Source organism: Phenylobacterium sp. (assembly GCF_030651185.1).
Classification (GTDB): Bacteria; Pseudomonadota; Alphaproteobacteria; order Caulobacterales; family Caulobacteraceae; genus Phenylobacterium.
The window spans coordinates 26272-40039 of sequence record NZ_JAUSCJ010000033.1 but is presented as its reverse complement, the minus strand read 5'-3'; the positions used below and the strand labels follow the sequence as shown (position 1 = coordinate 40039).

9 protein-coding genes are annotated in these 13768 nt (G+C 67.4%); 6 read left to right on the top strand and 3 right to left on the bottom strand.

The annotated features are described in order from the left end of the window. Nucleotides 1-106 precede the first annotated feature (106 nt). The 3 genes from Q7J39_RS16755 to tviB all read left to right on the top strand — a co-directional run bounded on the left by Q7J39_RS16755 (nucleotide 107) and on the right by tviB (nucleotide 4438). On the top strand, nucleotides 107-2533 hold the full coding sequence (locus tag Q7J39_RS16755; protein ID WP_304827752.1) for a TonB-dependent receptor: 2427 nt from the start codon (nucleotides 107-109) through the stop codon (nucleotides 2531-2533). A gap of 36 nt (nucleotides 2534-2569) precedes the next feature. After that, nucleotides 2570-2962: a MerR family DNA-binding transcriptional regulator gene (locus tag Q7J39_RS16750; protein ID WP_215339556.1), complete on the top strand. Its 393-nt coding sequence runs from the start codon at nucleotides 2570-2572 to the stop codon at nucleotides 2960-2962. A gap of 186 nt (nucleotides 2963-3148) precedes the next feature. Further along, a complete protein-coding gene (tviB, locus tag Q7J39_RS16745; protein WP_304827746.1) occupies nucleotides 3149-4438 on the top strand; it encodes a Vi polysaccharide biosynthesis UDP-N-acetylglucosamine C-6 dehydrogenase TviB in 1290 nt (429 codons plus the stop codon). A 110-nt stretch (nucleotides 4439-4548) separates the two neighbouring features. Here tviB and Q7J39_RS16740 read toward each other — a convergent pair whose 3' ends face one another. Further along, nucleotides 4549-5160 (bottom strand): arylesterase, encoded by a 612-nt coding sequence (locus Q7J39_RS16740; protein WP_304827743.1) that lies wholly within the window; start codon nucleotides 5158-5160, stop codon nucleotides 4549-4551. 105 nt (nucleotides 5161-5265) lie between these two features. On the opposite strand from Q7J39_RS16740, the gene Q7J39_RS16735 reads away from it, so the two are divergent. From Q7J39_RS16735 to Q7J39_RS16725, 3 genes are all read left to right on the top strand, one after another. Continuing rightward, nucleotides 5266-5928 carry an ABC transporter ATP-binding protein gene (locus tag Q7J39_RS16735; protein WP_304827811.1) on the top strand — a complete coding sequence of 221 codons (663 nt, stop codon included), beginning with the start codon at nucleotides 5266-5268 and terminating at the stop codon, nucleotides 5926-5928. Continuing rightward, nucleotides 5925-8444, top strand: coding sequence for an ABC transporter permease (locus Q7J39_RS16730; RefSeq protein ID WP_304827740.1), 2520 nt, complete (start codon nucleotides 5925-5927; stop codon nucleotides 8442-8444). Before Q7J39_RS16735 ends, Q7J39_RS16730 begins: the two co-directional genes overlap by 4 nt. Before the next feature lie 381 nt (nucleotides 8445-8825). Continuing rightward, nucleotides 8826-11912 carry a TonB-dependent receptor domain-containing protein gene (locus tag Q7J39_RS16725; RefSeq protein ID WP_304827737.1) on the top strand — a complete coding sequence of 1029 codons (3087 nt, stop codon included), beginning with the start codon at nucleotides 8826-8828 and terminating at the stop codon, nucleotides 11910-11912. Nucleotides 11913-12064: 152 nt separating this feature from the next. On the opposite strand, the gene Q7J39_RS16720 is transcribed toward Q7J39_RS16725, so the two are convergent. Together Q7J39_RS16720 and Q7J39_RS16715 are read right to left on the bottom strand one after the other, a co-directional pair. Continuing rightward, nucleotides 12065-12325 (bottom strand): hypothetical protein, encoded by a 261-nt coding sequence (locus tag Q7J39_RS16720; RefSeq protein ID WP_304827733.1) that lies wholly within the window; start codon nucleotides 12323-12325, stop codon nucleotides 12065-12067. Nucleotides 12326-12731: 406 nt separating this feature from the next. After that, nucleotides 12732-13745, bottom strand: a complete 1014-nt coding sequence (locus Q7J39_RS16715; RefSeq protein ID WP_304827730.1) for an NAD-dependent epimerase — start codon at nucleotides 13743-13745, stop codon at nucleotides 12732-12734. Between the last annotated feature and the right edge of the window lie 23 nt (nucleotides 13746-13768).

The window sequence follows — 13768 nt, the reverse complement described above, 5'->3', positions numbered from 1 at the left end:
GACCCTATCAGCTTCGATAGCTTGTGCGACGAGCCCGTCTTGGCGAGCCTCACCACCATGACGGACGCCCGACAGAAGGCGTCCGCACTTCGGGAGGGACGAGGCCATGACTAAGATTTCCACGCTGCGCGCCATGCTGGCCATGAGCGTTTCCACCGCGGCGCTGGGCGCCTATGCCCCGGCCATGGCCCAGGGCGCCGACGACACCACCATCGAGACCCTGGTGGTCACCGCCAACCGGCGTGAGGAGAGCGTCAACACCATCGGCATGGCCATCCAGGCCTTCCGCGGCGAGCAGATGCGCGAACTGCACGTCACCACGGTCAAGGACCTGGCCAGCGTGGTCCCCAGCTTCAGCGTCTCGCAGAGCTATCAGGGCGTGCCGACCTACACCCTGCGCGGGATCGGCTTCAACACCATCAACCTCTCGGCCACCTCGACGGTCGGCACCTATGTCGACGAGGTCGCCTACGCCTATCCGATGATGAACACCGGGCCGATGATGGACCTGGAGCGGGTCGAGGTGCTCAAGGGCCCGCAGGGCACGCTCTACGGCCGCAACACCACAGCGGGCCTGATCGACTTCGTCACCAACAAGCCCACCGAGGAATTCCAGGCGGGTCTCACCGCCGAGGTCGGCAACTATCGCACCCACAATTTCGAGGGCTATGTGAGCGGCCCGCTGGCCGAGGGGGTCCAGGTCCGCTTCGCCTTCCGCACCGACGACAGCGATGAGGGCTGGCAGGAGAGCAATACCCGCGGCGAGAAGCTGGGCGAGGTTCATCGCTACGGCTTCCGCGCCTCGCTGGCCCTGCAGCCGTCGGAGTCGCTTAGCGTCGACGCCTCGGTGACCGCCTGGAAGAACAAGTCCGACACCGTGGCCGCCCAGGGCATCGGCTTCACCCCGGCGACGGCGGCGAGCCCGTTCAATGCCGCCGGCCTCGTGACCTACATCGCCACCCACATGCCGACCGACGCCACCCAGGCCGACTGGGCGCCCTACGGCCGGCGCGCCACCGACGTCGGGACGGGCCTGGGGATCGGCGATCCGCTGCGGGAAAACAACGAGTTCAAGGCGGTGAAGCTGCGGATCGCCTACGACCTGGGCGAACACCTACGGCTGGTTTCGCTGAGTAACTACAACACCTTCACCCGCGACGCGACCTTCGACTGGAGCGGCGCGCCCTACGAAATCCTGGTCCAGAAGGCCGCCGGCAAGATCCGCTCGATCGCCGAGGAGTTGCGGCTGGAAGGCGAGACCGACAGCGTCAACTGGCTGGTGGGGGTCTATGTCGGCAAGGACACGCTGCTCGACTCAAACCGCACCCTGCTGGGCGACAACGCCAATGTCGGCACCATCCGGTTCTATACCAACAGCCTGCTGCTGACGCCGTTCAACTCCGGCGGCTATACCGCCCTGCAGGCCAGCCAGGCTTTCCGCACCTATCGCGACCAGGGCGACATCAAGACCACCACCCAGAGCGTGTTCGCCAACGCCGACTGGCAGATCAATGACCAGTTCAAGCTGACGACGGGCCTGCGCTACACCAAGGACAAGCAGGACTTCGCCGGCTGTTCGCGGGACTTCAACGGCAACATGTTGCCGAACGTGAACATCACCAACCGCTTCCTGTTCTCGGCGGTCCACGGGCTGGTGGCCCCGATCTCCCAGGGTGATTGCAACACCTTCGATCCCGCCACCCACCGCTTCGGCCTGGTGACCTCGCAGCTCAATGAGGACAACTTCGCCTGGCGGGTGGCCCTGAACTGGACGCCCACCGACAACCTGCTGGCCTATGCCTCGGTCTCGCGCGGCGCCAAGGCCGGGGTGACCCCGATCAATGCGGCGAACATCTCCACCCAGGACGCCCCGGCGTCACAGGAGCTGCTGCTGGCCTATGAGGCCGGCTTCAAGGCGGCCCTGTTCGACCGCCGGGTCCAGGCCAACGCCTCGGTGTTTTACTACGACTACGAGGACAAGCAGCTCAGCGTCTACTTCGCCGACCCGATCTACACGGCGCTGGCGCGTCTCGCCAACGTGCCCAAGTCCATGGCTTACGGGCTGGACGGGGACGTCACCTGGAAGATCAACTCGGAGTTCACCGCCATCGCCTCGGGCACCTGGCTGCACACCGAGGTGCAGGACTATGTCGGGATCAACGCGGCGGGGAAAAGCGCCAGCTTCGACGGCAAGCCCTTCCTCTACAGCCCCAAGTTTCAGGGCAGCATGACCCTGCTGTACCGCCACGACCTCAATGACAAGCTGGGGCTGCAGGCGGCGATCAATGGTCGCTACCAGGCGGAATCCCACGCCGACCTGGAGGGCAACCCGCTGTTCGCCATCCCGGAATACGGCACGCTGAACGCCAGCCTGGGCCTGCATTCCAGCGACGACCGCTGGGAGGTCTCGGTCTGGGGCCGCAATCTGACCGACGAATATTACTGGTCGGCGGTGAGCAGCAACGCCAACGTGGTCGTGCGCTTCCCGGGCCAGACGCGGACTTTCGGCGCCTCCTTCACCGTGAAGTACTAGGGGCGTAAGATGATCGAGCGTGAGAGAGGCCCCGCCATGACCACAAGTCTTCGCCGTCCCCCGACCCTGCTGACCATCGGCCAGCTCTGCCGTGAGTTCGAAGTGACGCCCCGGACCCTGCGCTACTACGAGGAGCAGGGTCTGCTGTCGCCCGAGCGCCGGGACCAGCAGCGGCTGTATTCCCGCCGCGATCGCGCGCGGCTGCAGCTAATCCTGCGCGGCCGCCGGGTGGGGTTGTCGCTGGCCCAGATCCGCGAGGTTCTGGACCTGCACAATCCGGCCGATCAGGACGCGGCGCAGAACGCCCTGGCGCTGCGCGCCTTCCAGCAGCGGATCACCGCCCTGGAACAGCAGCGCGAGGAGGTGGTGGGCGCCATCGAAACCCTGGAAGCCGCCTGCGCCCGCCTGGAAGCGCATCTGCAGCACTGAGATCACGCCCGGCCCCGGCCCGACCCCTTCCACCACACCGACCGCAACACCCTGACCCGGGCGGCCCCGCCGACCCGGAACCCGCTGGCCCGCGAGGCCGCCGGCGCCTGAGGGGGCTGTCAGGGGCGCGATCCGTGCTAGTCAGGGCCGCGCGGCGAAGACGCCCGCGATGGCGTCGAGACGAGAATGCTTGAGAGTCCCTTCACCCAGTCCCCGGTGAAAATCGGCGTGATCGGACTGGGTTATGTCGGCCTGCCCTTGGCCGTCGCCCTGGCCGGTCACTATACGGTCGTCGGGTTTGACATCGGCGCCGAGCGGATCGCCGAGTTGAAGGCCGGCCATGACCGGACCCTGGAGGTCGACGTCGACGAACTGACCGCGGCGCGCCAGCTGTCCTTCTCCCTGGACGAAGCCGATCTGAAAGCCTGCAACGTCTTCATCGTCACGGTGCCGACGCCGATCGACCGCCACAAGCGGCCCGACCTCTCGGCCCTGCTGGCCGCCAGCCGCACGGTGGGCCGGGTCATCTCCAAGGGCGGGGTGGTGATCTACGAATCCACCGTCTATCCGGGCGCCACCGAAGAGGACTGCGTGCCAGTGGTTGAGCAGGTCTCGGGCCTGACGTTCAACGCCGACTTCTTCGCCGGCTACAGCCCCGAGCGCGCCAATCCGGGCGACCGGGCGCACCGGCTGTCGTCGATCATCAAGGTGACCTCCGGCTCGACCCCGGACGTGGCCGCCTTCGTCGACGCCCTCTACGGCGCGGTCGTGACGGCGGGCACCCACCTGGCCAGCTCGATCCGGGTGGCCGAGGCCGCCAAGGTGATCGAGAACACCCAGCGCGACCTGAACATCGCCCTGATCAACGAGTTCTCGCTGATCTTCAACCGGCTCGGCGTCGACACCCAAGAGGTGCTGGCCGCGGCGGGCACCAAGTGGAACTTCCTGAAGTTCCAGCCGGGTCTGGTGGGCGGCCATTGCATCGGGGTCGATCCCTACTACCTGACCCACAAGGCCCAGGACGCCGGCTACGACCCGCAGGTGATCCTGGCCGGACGGCGGATCAACGACGGCATGGGCGCCTATATCGCCCAGAGCCTGATCAAGGCGATGATCCAGCGCGACACCAAGGTGCGCGGCGCGCGGGTGCTGATCATGGGCCTGACCTTCAAGGAAAATTGCCCGGACCTGCGCAATACCCGGGTGATCGATATCGTCCGCGAGCTGGCCGACTATGGCGTCGAGGTCGATGTCTACGATCCCTGGGTCGACGCCGACGAGACGCAGGCGGAGTACGGTGTGCGACCGGTCGCCGAGCCGGCCCAGGGCGTCTATCACGCCATCGTCGTGGCGGTGGCCCACTCGGCCTTCCTGGGGATGGGACTGGACGCCATTCGCGCGCTGGGGAAGCCGGCCGCCGTCCTCTACGACGTCAAGTCGGTGTTCCCGAAGGGCGAGGCCGACCTGCGGCTCTAGATCACGATGATTTTGGATCGAATCGATCCAAAATCATAAACGTGATCGATTCCTTATGTTTAGAGCGGGATTGACGCGAAAAACCGGTTCCCACTTTTTCGCATCTCGCTCTAGGCGAGGGCCTTGGCCACCGCCGGCGCGAGCCGCTGGGCGATCAGGGCCGCGCCCTGGGCGTTGGGATGGATGCCGTCGCGCTGGTTCAGCCGGGTCAAGCCGGACACGCCCGCCAGTAGGTTGGGATAGAAGGCCACGCCCTGGGCCTTGGCCACCGCCGGGAAGACGGCGTTGAACTCCCGCGCATAGCCGCCGCCGATCGCCGGCGGGGCCGCGAGGCCGGCCAGCAGCACCGCGATCTTCCGCGCCTTCAACCGCCTCACGATGGCGTCGAGGTTGGCCTTGGTGGTCCCGGGCTTGAGACCCTGCAGCAGATCGTTGCCGCCGAGGGCCACGATGCAGAGGGTGGTGTCCTTCTGGACGCTGAAGTCGACACGGGCCAGGCCGCCAGCGGTGGTGTCACCCGACACGCCCGCGGGCCGGATCACGGCGCTGCGGCCCAGCTTGGCGAGTTCCGCCTGCAGCCGGGCCGGGAAGGCGGCGGAGGCCGGAAGCCCAAATCCTGCGGTGATGGAATCTCCCAGAATGGTCACGACAGGCTTGCCCGCGGCGAGCGCGGGGAGGGGGGCGGCCAGGGCGGCGGCGATCAGGTGGCGGCGGGTCAGCATGGAGCGGGTGTATCAGTCATGAGTCTGTCCTATTTAAGGGCTCGGCATCACAGCTCAATGGAAGCAGGATTACACTTGGCGCAGACGACGCAGGCCGGTGCGCCGGTGGAACTGGACGCAGTCTCTCTCAGCCTACCGTCGGCGGCGGGGCCGGTGGCGATTCTGCGCGACCTGAGTTTCCGGGTTGAGCCGGGTGAGCGGGTGGCGGTGACCGGCCCGTCGGGCTCGGGCAAGTCCTCGCTGATCTCTGTCGCCGCGGGACTGGAATTGCCCACCGCCGGAACCGTGCGCCTGTTCGGCCAGGACCTGGGCGCGCTGGACGAAGACGGCCGTGCGCGTCTGCGCCGAGGCAGGGTGTCCCTGGTCTTCCAATCCTTCCACCTGCTGCCCAACATGACGGCGGCGGAGAATATCGCCGCGCCGCTGGAGATCGCCGGACGCCGTGACGCCGCCGACCTTGCGCGCGTCTGGCTGGACCGCGTGGGGCTGGCGGCGCGGGGCCGTCACTATCCACACCAACTGTCCGGCGGCGAGCAGCAGCGCATCGCGCTCGCCCGCGCGCTCGCGCCCCGACCGGCCCTGCTGTTCGCCGACGAGCCCACCGGCAACCTCGACGCCGCCAACGCCGCCCTGGTGGCCGACCTGATGTTCGACCTGGTGGTCGAGACCGGCGCGGCCCTGGTGCTGGTGACCCATGACGCGGCCCTGGCCCGCCGCGCCGATCGCCAGGTGAACCTGCGCGACGGGCGGACGGTGACTGCGTCATGAGCCCCCTGGCCTGGAGGTTCGCCGTGCGCGAGCTGCGCGGCGGGGTGAGAGGGTTCCGGATCTTCCTGGCCTGCCTGGCGCTCGGGGTGGCGGCGATCGCTGCGGCCGGCTCGACGGCCGAGGCGTTTCGGCAGGGGCTGGCCGGACAGGCTCGGGAGATCCTCGGCGGCGATCTGGCCGCCACCCTGGAACAGCGCCGCTTCACCCCGGCAGAGCGGACCGCGATGCTGAAGATGGGCGAGGTCGCCTTCGCCGTCAGCGCGCGAGCCATGGCCGAGGCGCCTTCCGGCGAGCGGCGGCTGGTGGAACTTCGGGGCGTCAGCGAGGCCTATCCCCTGGCGGGCAAGGTGGAGCTGCAAGGCGCGTCGTCCCTCGCCCAGGCGCTGCGTCCCGTGGACGGCGTGCCCGGTGCGGCGGTGGAGCAGGCGCTGCTGGATCGGCTGGGTCTGAAGCTCGGCGACCGGATCCTGGTGGGCAACACCCCGATGATCGCCCGCGCTGTGCTGGTGCAGGAGCCGGACCGGCTCTCCCGGGGGTTCGCCCTGGGCCCTCGCGTGCTCACCGCCGTGGCGGTGGTGGAGCAGGGGGGCTTCCTGGAGCCCGGCCTGCCGTTCGGCGAGACGGCGCGGATCGCCCTGCCGGCCGGCGCCGACACCGCCCCCGCCGCCAAGACCCTTCGCAAGGCGCTCAAGGGGGCGGAGGCGCGAGTCCGGCAGCGGGACGAAGCCGCGCCCGGCGTGCGGCGGCTGATCGAACAGCTGGAATACTTCCTGGGCTTCATCGGCCTGGCCTCCCTGGTGGCCGGCGGGTTGGGCGTGCACGGCGCGGTCTCGGCCTTCCTGGAGCAACGCAAGCCCGTGATCGCGGTGCTGAAGGCCCTGGGCGCCGAGGGGCCGCTGGTGCGGAACCTCTACCTCATCCAGATTGGCGCCCTGGCGGTGCTGGGGGTCGGTATCGGCCTGGCGGTGGGGGCCGCGGCGCCCCTGGTGCTTGGGGCTCTGATCGCCGACGACCTGCCGATCCCGGCCCTGTTCGGAGTCTATCCGATCCCACTCCTGAAGGCTGGGGCCTTTGGCCTGCTGTCGGCCGCGGCCTTCGCCCTGGGTCCCCTGGCGCGGGCCCGCCTGACCTCGCCCGCCACCCTGTTCCGCCACGACCTGCCCACCCGGTTCGCCTGGGGCGTGGAGATCGTTGGCGCGGGCCTCGCGGCCTGCGCCCTGGGCGCTCTGGCCGTGGCCACGGCCCCGACCCCGCTGGCGGCAGGGATCATGATCGCCGGGGTGGTGGTGGCCTTCGGTATCCTGTGGGCCCTGGGGCTCGGCGGCGCCTGGCTCGCGGGCCGGGCCCGCATCGGGGCGAGGGGCGCGCTTCGCATCGCCCTGGCCAGCCTGGCCGGTCCCCGGTCGGCGGCCCGCACGGCCGCGCCGGCCATCGGCCTGGGGGTCGCCCTGCTGGCCGCCGTGGTGCTGATCCAGTCGAGCCTGCTGCGCCAGGTGGCCGAGGTTGCGCCCCGCACCGCGCCGGCCCTGGTGTTCACCGAGATCCCCGGCGACCGGGTCGCGGCCTTCGACGCCGCCGTCACCCGGGCCTTCGGCGTTCCGCTGACCTCCGACAACTATCTCCGCGCGCCCTTCGCCACTGGGCGGATCGGTCAGGTCAAGGGCAAGGCGGTGGTCACCAGCCAGATCGCGGCCTCCGAGCGCTGGGCCTACGACAACGATATCTCGCTTTCGGCCATCGGCGCGGAGCCGCCGGCCGCGGGGATCATCGAAGGGACATGGTGGCCCGCGGAATATGCCGGCCCCCCGCTGCTCGCCATGGAGGCCGAGGTCGCCAAGGCTGGAGACCTGAAGCTGGGGGACAGCGTCACCCTCTCGGTGCTGGGTCGCGACATCGAGGCCAAGGTCGCGGTGCTGCGCAAGGTGGACTTCGGCGGCTTCGGCGCAAGCTTCCCCCTGGTGCTGGACCCGGCCGCCCTGGAGGGGGCCAACCTGCGCCACGTGGCCATCGCCAAGGCCAGCAAGGCGCAGGAGGCCGCGGCCACCCGGGCCCTGGGCGCCGACTTCGCCGAGGTCAACGTCATCTCGGTGCGCGAGCAGCTTGAGGCGGCGACGGAGCTGTTTGGCCGGTTGGCCCTGGCCATTCGCGGGGCTGCGGGCGTCGCGGCCCTGGCGGGTCTGCTGGTGCTGGCCGGAGCGATCGCGGCAGGCGCGCAGTCGCGCATGCGGGAGGCCGCGATCCTCAAGGTGCTGGGCGCCTCGCGCGGGCAGATCCTCAGCGTCTATGTCCTGGAGTATGGCGCGGTGGGCGTGGTGGCCGGCGCGGCGGGCGTCTCCCTGGGCTGCGCGGCGGCCTGGCCGGTGGTGACCAAGGTCTTCCAGGCCCATTGGAGCGTCGACTGGAGCGGGATCGCGGCCCTGGTCGGCGGTGCGGCCCTGCTGGCGGCGCTGGGCGGTCTGGCGGCGTCATTGCAGGCCCTGGCGCGCCGTCCGGCCCCGGCGCTGCGGAGCGAGTAGGCTCCGCGCCGTTTGGCTGAAACGAGGCTGCAATCAACGCTTCGCCGACCGGATGTTACGTCATCCTCCATGGGCCCTGGCGAGCGCGGCTTGACGTAGCGTCGGGGTAACGCCCGCCCTCTTCGCGGCATCTCCTGCCGCCGCTACACGCCTGATCCGGGAAAAAGTGGGTAAATTTCGCTCCTGGAAGCCGAGGAGACGGGGCGTGGCGTGGCGATAATGTGACAGAACGGGGTCAAACACATGTGCGATATGTTTCGACGATTGACCCCGTAACATACGAGACGCCTTAGTCACGGCAGTGGGATTTTTCGAAATCCGATTCTGGGGAGCGTGCGTCGGGGGTCGCTTGGACCTGTCGAGCCGCTGGAGGACTTAATCTTGAAAGCTGACTCAATGCGGTCGCGCCTGCTGGCGTCGACCATGATCTGCGGCGCGGCCTTCGCCGCCGCCGGTGCGGCCTACGCGCAAGACGCGGAAGTCACGGAAGTCGTCGTCACCGGTTCGCGGATCGTGCGCCAGGACTACGTGGCCAACAGCCCGATCTCGACCGTGACCGGCGAGCAGGCGGTGGCCAATGCGGACATCACGCTCGACACCTATCTGAACACCCTGCCGCAGGTGAACCCGTCCGGGACCACCACCTCCAACAACCCCGGCAACGGCGGTCAGTCCAACATCGACCTTCGCGGTCTGGGCGCGAACCGTAACGTGGTGCTGGTCGACGGCCGTCGTCCGATGGTGTCCGCCAACAACCTGACGGTCGACCTGAACACCATCCCGCAGGCCCTGATCGAGAGCATCGAAGTCATCACCGGCGGCGCCGGTGCGGCCTACGGCGCCGACGCCATCGCCGGTGCGGTGAACGTCAAGCTGAAGCGCAACTTCGAAGGCGTCGATATGCGCGCCAACTACTCGAACTCCACCGAGTTCTGGGATGCGGAAGAGTACCAACTGTCGGCCGCCATCGGCGGAAACTTCGCCGACGGCAAGGGCAACGCGGTGTTCGGCTTCGACCGTTCCTACCGCCAGCCGATGATCAAGTCGCAGCGCGCGTTCTCGCAGAACGCCACCTCGACCACCTCCTTCCTGCCGGAAGGCAATCTGTTCTGGGCCTCGGCCAACGCCCCGACGAAGGCGGCCCTCGACGCCGTTTTCGGGACCTACGGCGTGACGCCGGCGCAGATCTCCCTGCAGTCGGGCACCCTCGGCTTCAACAAGGACGGTTCGCTGTTCTACCGGGGTGTGTTCAATAACCCCCTGAACGTGCAGCACTATACCGGCCCGATCGACGGCACGGTGAACCAGAGCCTTTACCCGGATCTGTACAGCTACAACTTCGACTTCGTGAACATCCTGACCCTGCCGCTCGACCGGTACTCCTTCATGACGAAGGTGAACTACGAGCTGGACAACGGCATCGAGTTCTTCGCCTCCGCCGGCTGGACCGAATACACCGCCGCCACCGCCCTGGCGCCGACCCCGTTCCCGACGGTCAACACCCGCAACCCGAGCACCGCGCGTACTCAGGACGTGATCTCCAACCTGATTACGCCGGGCCAACAAGTCGCCCAGCAGCTGGTGATCCCGGTCACCAACCCCTTCATCTCGGCCGACCTGCGCGCCCTGCTGAACAGCCGCACCGGCGATGATCCGGTCCTGGTCGGCGCCGGCGCAACCGAGGCCTTCCGGATGCGTCAGCGCACCCTGGACCTCGGCCTGCGCCAGTCTAACTACGAGAACACCGTCGTCCAGTTCATGGCCGGTGTTAAGGGTCCGGTGGGCGACACCGGCTTCAACTTCGAGTTCTCGGTCAGCGAGGGCCGCACTGAGATCGACCAGACGCAGACCGGGAACCTCAACACCCAGCGTATGCAGACCCTGATCGAAGCGGCTGACGGCGGCGCCAGCATCTGCGCCGGCGGCTTCAACATCTTTGGCCGTCAGCCGATCTCGGCCGCCTGCCGCACCTACCTCGCCTCGGCCACCACCCTGTCCACCGCGATGACCACCCAGATCGCCCAGGGCTTCGTGACCGGCAAGGTCGCCACTCTGCCGGCCGGCGATGTCGCCATCGTGCTCGGCGCCGAATATCGCGGCTTCGAATACGACTTCGATCCGGGTTCGGCCTCGGGCCCGATCTCGGGCTTCTCCACCCAGAACCCCGACCGCGGCACCAACTCGTTCAAGGACTACTTCGGCGAAATCGCCATTCCGCTGATCAAGGATCAGGCCTTCATCAAGAGCCTGGAACTCGACCTCGGCGCTCGCTACTCCGTGAACGAATTCGCCGACAAGATCGCCGGCGACAAGGTCGAACTGGACGGCGTCTGGGCCTACAAGGCCGAGCTGAACTGGGAGGTTAACGACCTCCTGCGCGCTCGCGCCTCGTACCAGCGCTCTGTCCGCGCTCCGAACTTCTCGGAACTGTTCTCCGGCGGTGGCTCGGCTCCCCAGTACTTCGACCCCTGCTCGGTCACCAGCCAGGCCCGTAAGGGCGCCAGCGCGGCCCAGGTCACGGCGCTCTGCCAGACCGCCGGCTTCAACGGCGGCGTCAGCGGGGCCTCCATCGGCACCTTCGTCCAGACCCCGGGTTCGCAGATCGGCGTCGACCTGCTCGGCAACAAGGCCCTGAAGCCGGAAGAAGGTTCCACCTTCACCGCCGGCCTGGTCTGGAAGTCCCCGTGGGAAAACCAGTGGCTGTCGCGTCTGCAAGGTTCGGTCGACTACTACAACATCAAGATCACCGATGCGATCCTGACCCCGACCCCCAACCAGATCGTGGCCGCCTGCTACAACTATTACGGCACCAACCCGACCTACAGCCCGACCAATTCCAACTGCGACGGTATCCTTCGGACCGGGTCGGACATCCTCTGGGTGTACAACCCGAACAACGGCTACAACGAGTTCACCGCCTCTAACGGCGGCCACCAGAAGACGAGCGGTATCGACATCCAGTTCGATTATGGCTTTGACTTGGAATGGCTGGGCGCACCGTCGTCTTGGGGTTCGGTCCGCATGGGCGCTGTCCTGACCCACGTGATCGAGTTCAAGCAGCAAGACCCGATCTCCGGCGTGCCGGAACTCGACTTCGCTGGCACCGTCTCCTACTTCGGGGCCGGCCTCGGCACGAGCTTCCCGGACTGGAAGGCCACCATCAACACCAACTGGACCGTCGGTGACTTCAAGTTCGACGCCCGCGCCCGCTACATCGCGGCGATGGAAAACCGTCTGAACATCGAGTTCCCAGGTGAAACCCAATTCACCGGTCCGGACGCTGTCTGGTACCTCGACCTGTCGGGCACCTATGCGCTGTCGGACAACGTCGAGTTCCGCCTGGGCGTGAACAACGTCTTCAACAAGGAAGCCGAAACCTACGCTCCGAACGTGCAATCGGGCACCGATCCGTCCACCTACGACGTCGTCGGTCGCCGGGTGTTCGGTGGCGTGAAGCTGCGCTTCTAAGCCCAGCCTGAGCTAACGAAACTGGGGCGGCGGACTTTCGGGTCCGCCGCCCTTTTTCGTGACTGCTCGGCGGGCGAAACCGTCGACGCAACGGCAAACGCCGCGGGAGGTCCCGCGGCGTTGCTGTCGTATCTGGCGGCGGGCGGCTGACCCTACTGGATCGAGGCCACGGCCTTGGTGGTGGGGGAGTAGAGGCCGATGAAGCCTTCCCGGTCTGCGACGACGCGGGCGGCGCGAGCGGCGTTCTGGCAGATCACGCCCTTGACGTGGCCGGACAGGCACTGCTGCAGGGCGGCTTCGCGCTCATAGGCATTGTCGCGAAAATAGGTAAAGGAGCGGTCCATCGAACCCCACCCCACCGAGGCGGTGATGGTGGCCAGAGCCACGCCACACCAGAAGACGACACGTATCATTTTGAAGCACCCCCCCGGCGCGAAGTGCAAGTCGTAGACCCCAATATGGGGGACACTCAATCCCCTACACGTCGCAGGCGATCACAGTGTCGAAAGCACCCGGTTGTTGGGCGGAGCCGTACAATTCGCGAGGGCCTCAGAGACGCGATTTGCCGACGTCGTGGTGATGTGACGGGTCCCTTGGTGACTTCCAGATGTCTTCCAAACGTTCAACACAGCTGAGCGCATTACAACCAAATAACCTCAGTCGCTCATCACGCATCACGCTCGCGGGTTACGCGGCGAGCGCCAATGCGCCGGCGGGGCTATAGGCGTCCCGGAGCCTTGTTAGGGGCCGTGCTCTGCCCTCGTCAAAAGGGCTCAAAGAAGGAGAGGGCGTCGGGCCGCTCTACCGGCCTGACGCCCTCTACGCCTTGTAGTAGTCGCGGTACCAGTCGACGAAGCGGCCGATACCGGTCTCGATAGGGGTCTTCGGCGCGTAGTCGAGGGCGGCCTGGGTCTCTGCGGTGTCGGCCTCGGTGCGGGTGACGTCGCCGGGTTGCATGGGCAGGAGGTTGAGCTTGGCCTTCTGGCCGAGTTTTTCCTCAAGGACCTCGATGTAGCGCATCAGCTCCACGCGCTGGCTGTTGCCGAGGTTGAGGATGCGCCAGGGCGCGACGCCGCTGGTGGCGGGGTTCGGCGCCAGGGCGTCCCAGGTGGGGTCGACGGCGGCGGGCCTATCGAGGGCCGCGACCACGCCCGAGACGATGTCGTCCACATAGGTGAAGTCGCGCTGCATCTTGCCCTGACCGTAGACGTCGATGGGCGCGCCCTTGAGGATGGCCTCGGTGAATTTGAACAAGGCCATGTCCGGCCGGCCCCAGGGCCCGTAGACGGTGAAGAACCGGAAGCCGGTGGAGGGGATGCCAAACAGGTGGGCGTAGGAATGGGCCATCGACTCATTGGCGAGCTTGGTGGCCGCATAGAGGGTGATGGGGTGGTGCACGGGGTCGCGGACGGAGAAGGGGAGCTTGCCATTGGCCCCGTAGACCGAGCTGGTTGAGGCGAAGACCAGGTGTTTGGGCTGGGTGGCGCGGCAGCCCTCCAGGATGTTGAGGAAGCCGACGACGTTGGAGTCCACATAGGCCTCGGGCTTTTCCAGGCTGTAGCGGACGCCGGCCTGGGCGGCGAGATTGATCACCCCGTCGGGTTTGATCTGCGCGAACAGTTTGGCCACCGCTTCGCGGTCAGCCAGGTCGATCGTGGCGTGGCGATAGCCCTCGCGGGCCTCCAGACGGGCCAGGCGGGCTGCCTTCAGTGTAGGATCGTAATAGGGGTTGAGGTCATCAAGACCCACCACCTCGTCGCCGCGGTCCAGCAGCCGATGAGCTGTGTGCGAGCCGATGAAGCCCGCCGATCCTGTGACCAGAATTACCGCCATGAGATTCTCTTAACGCTATGCGA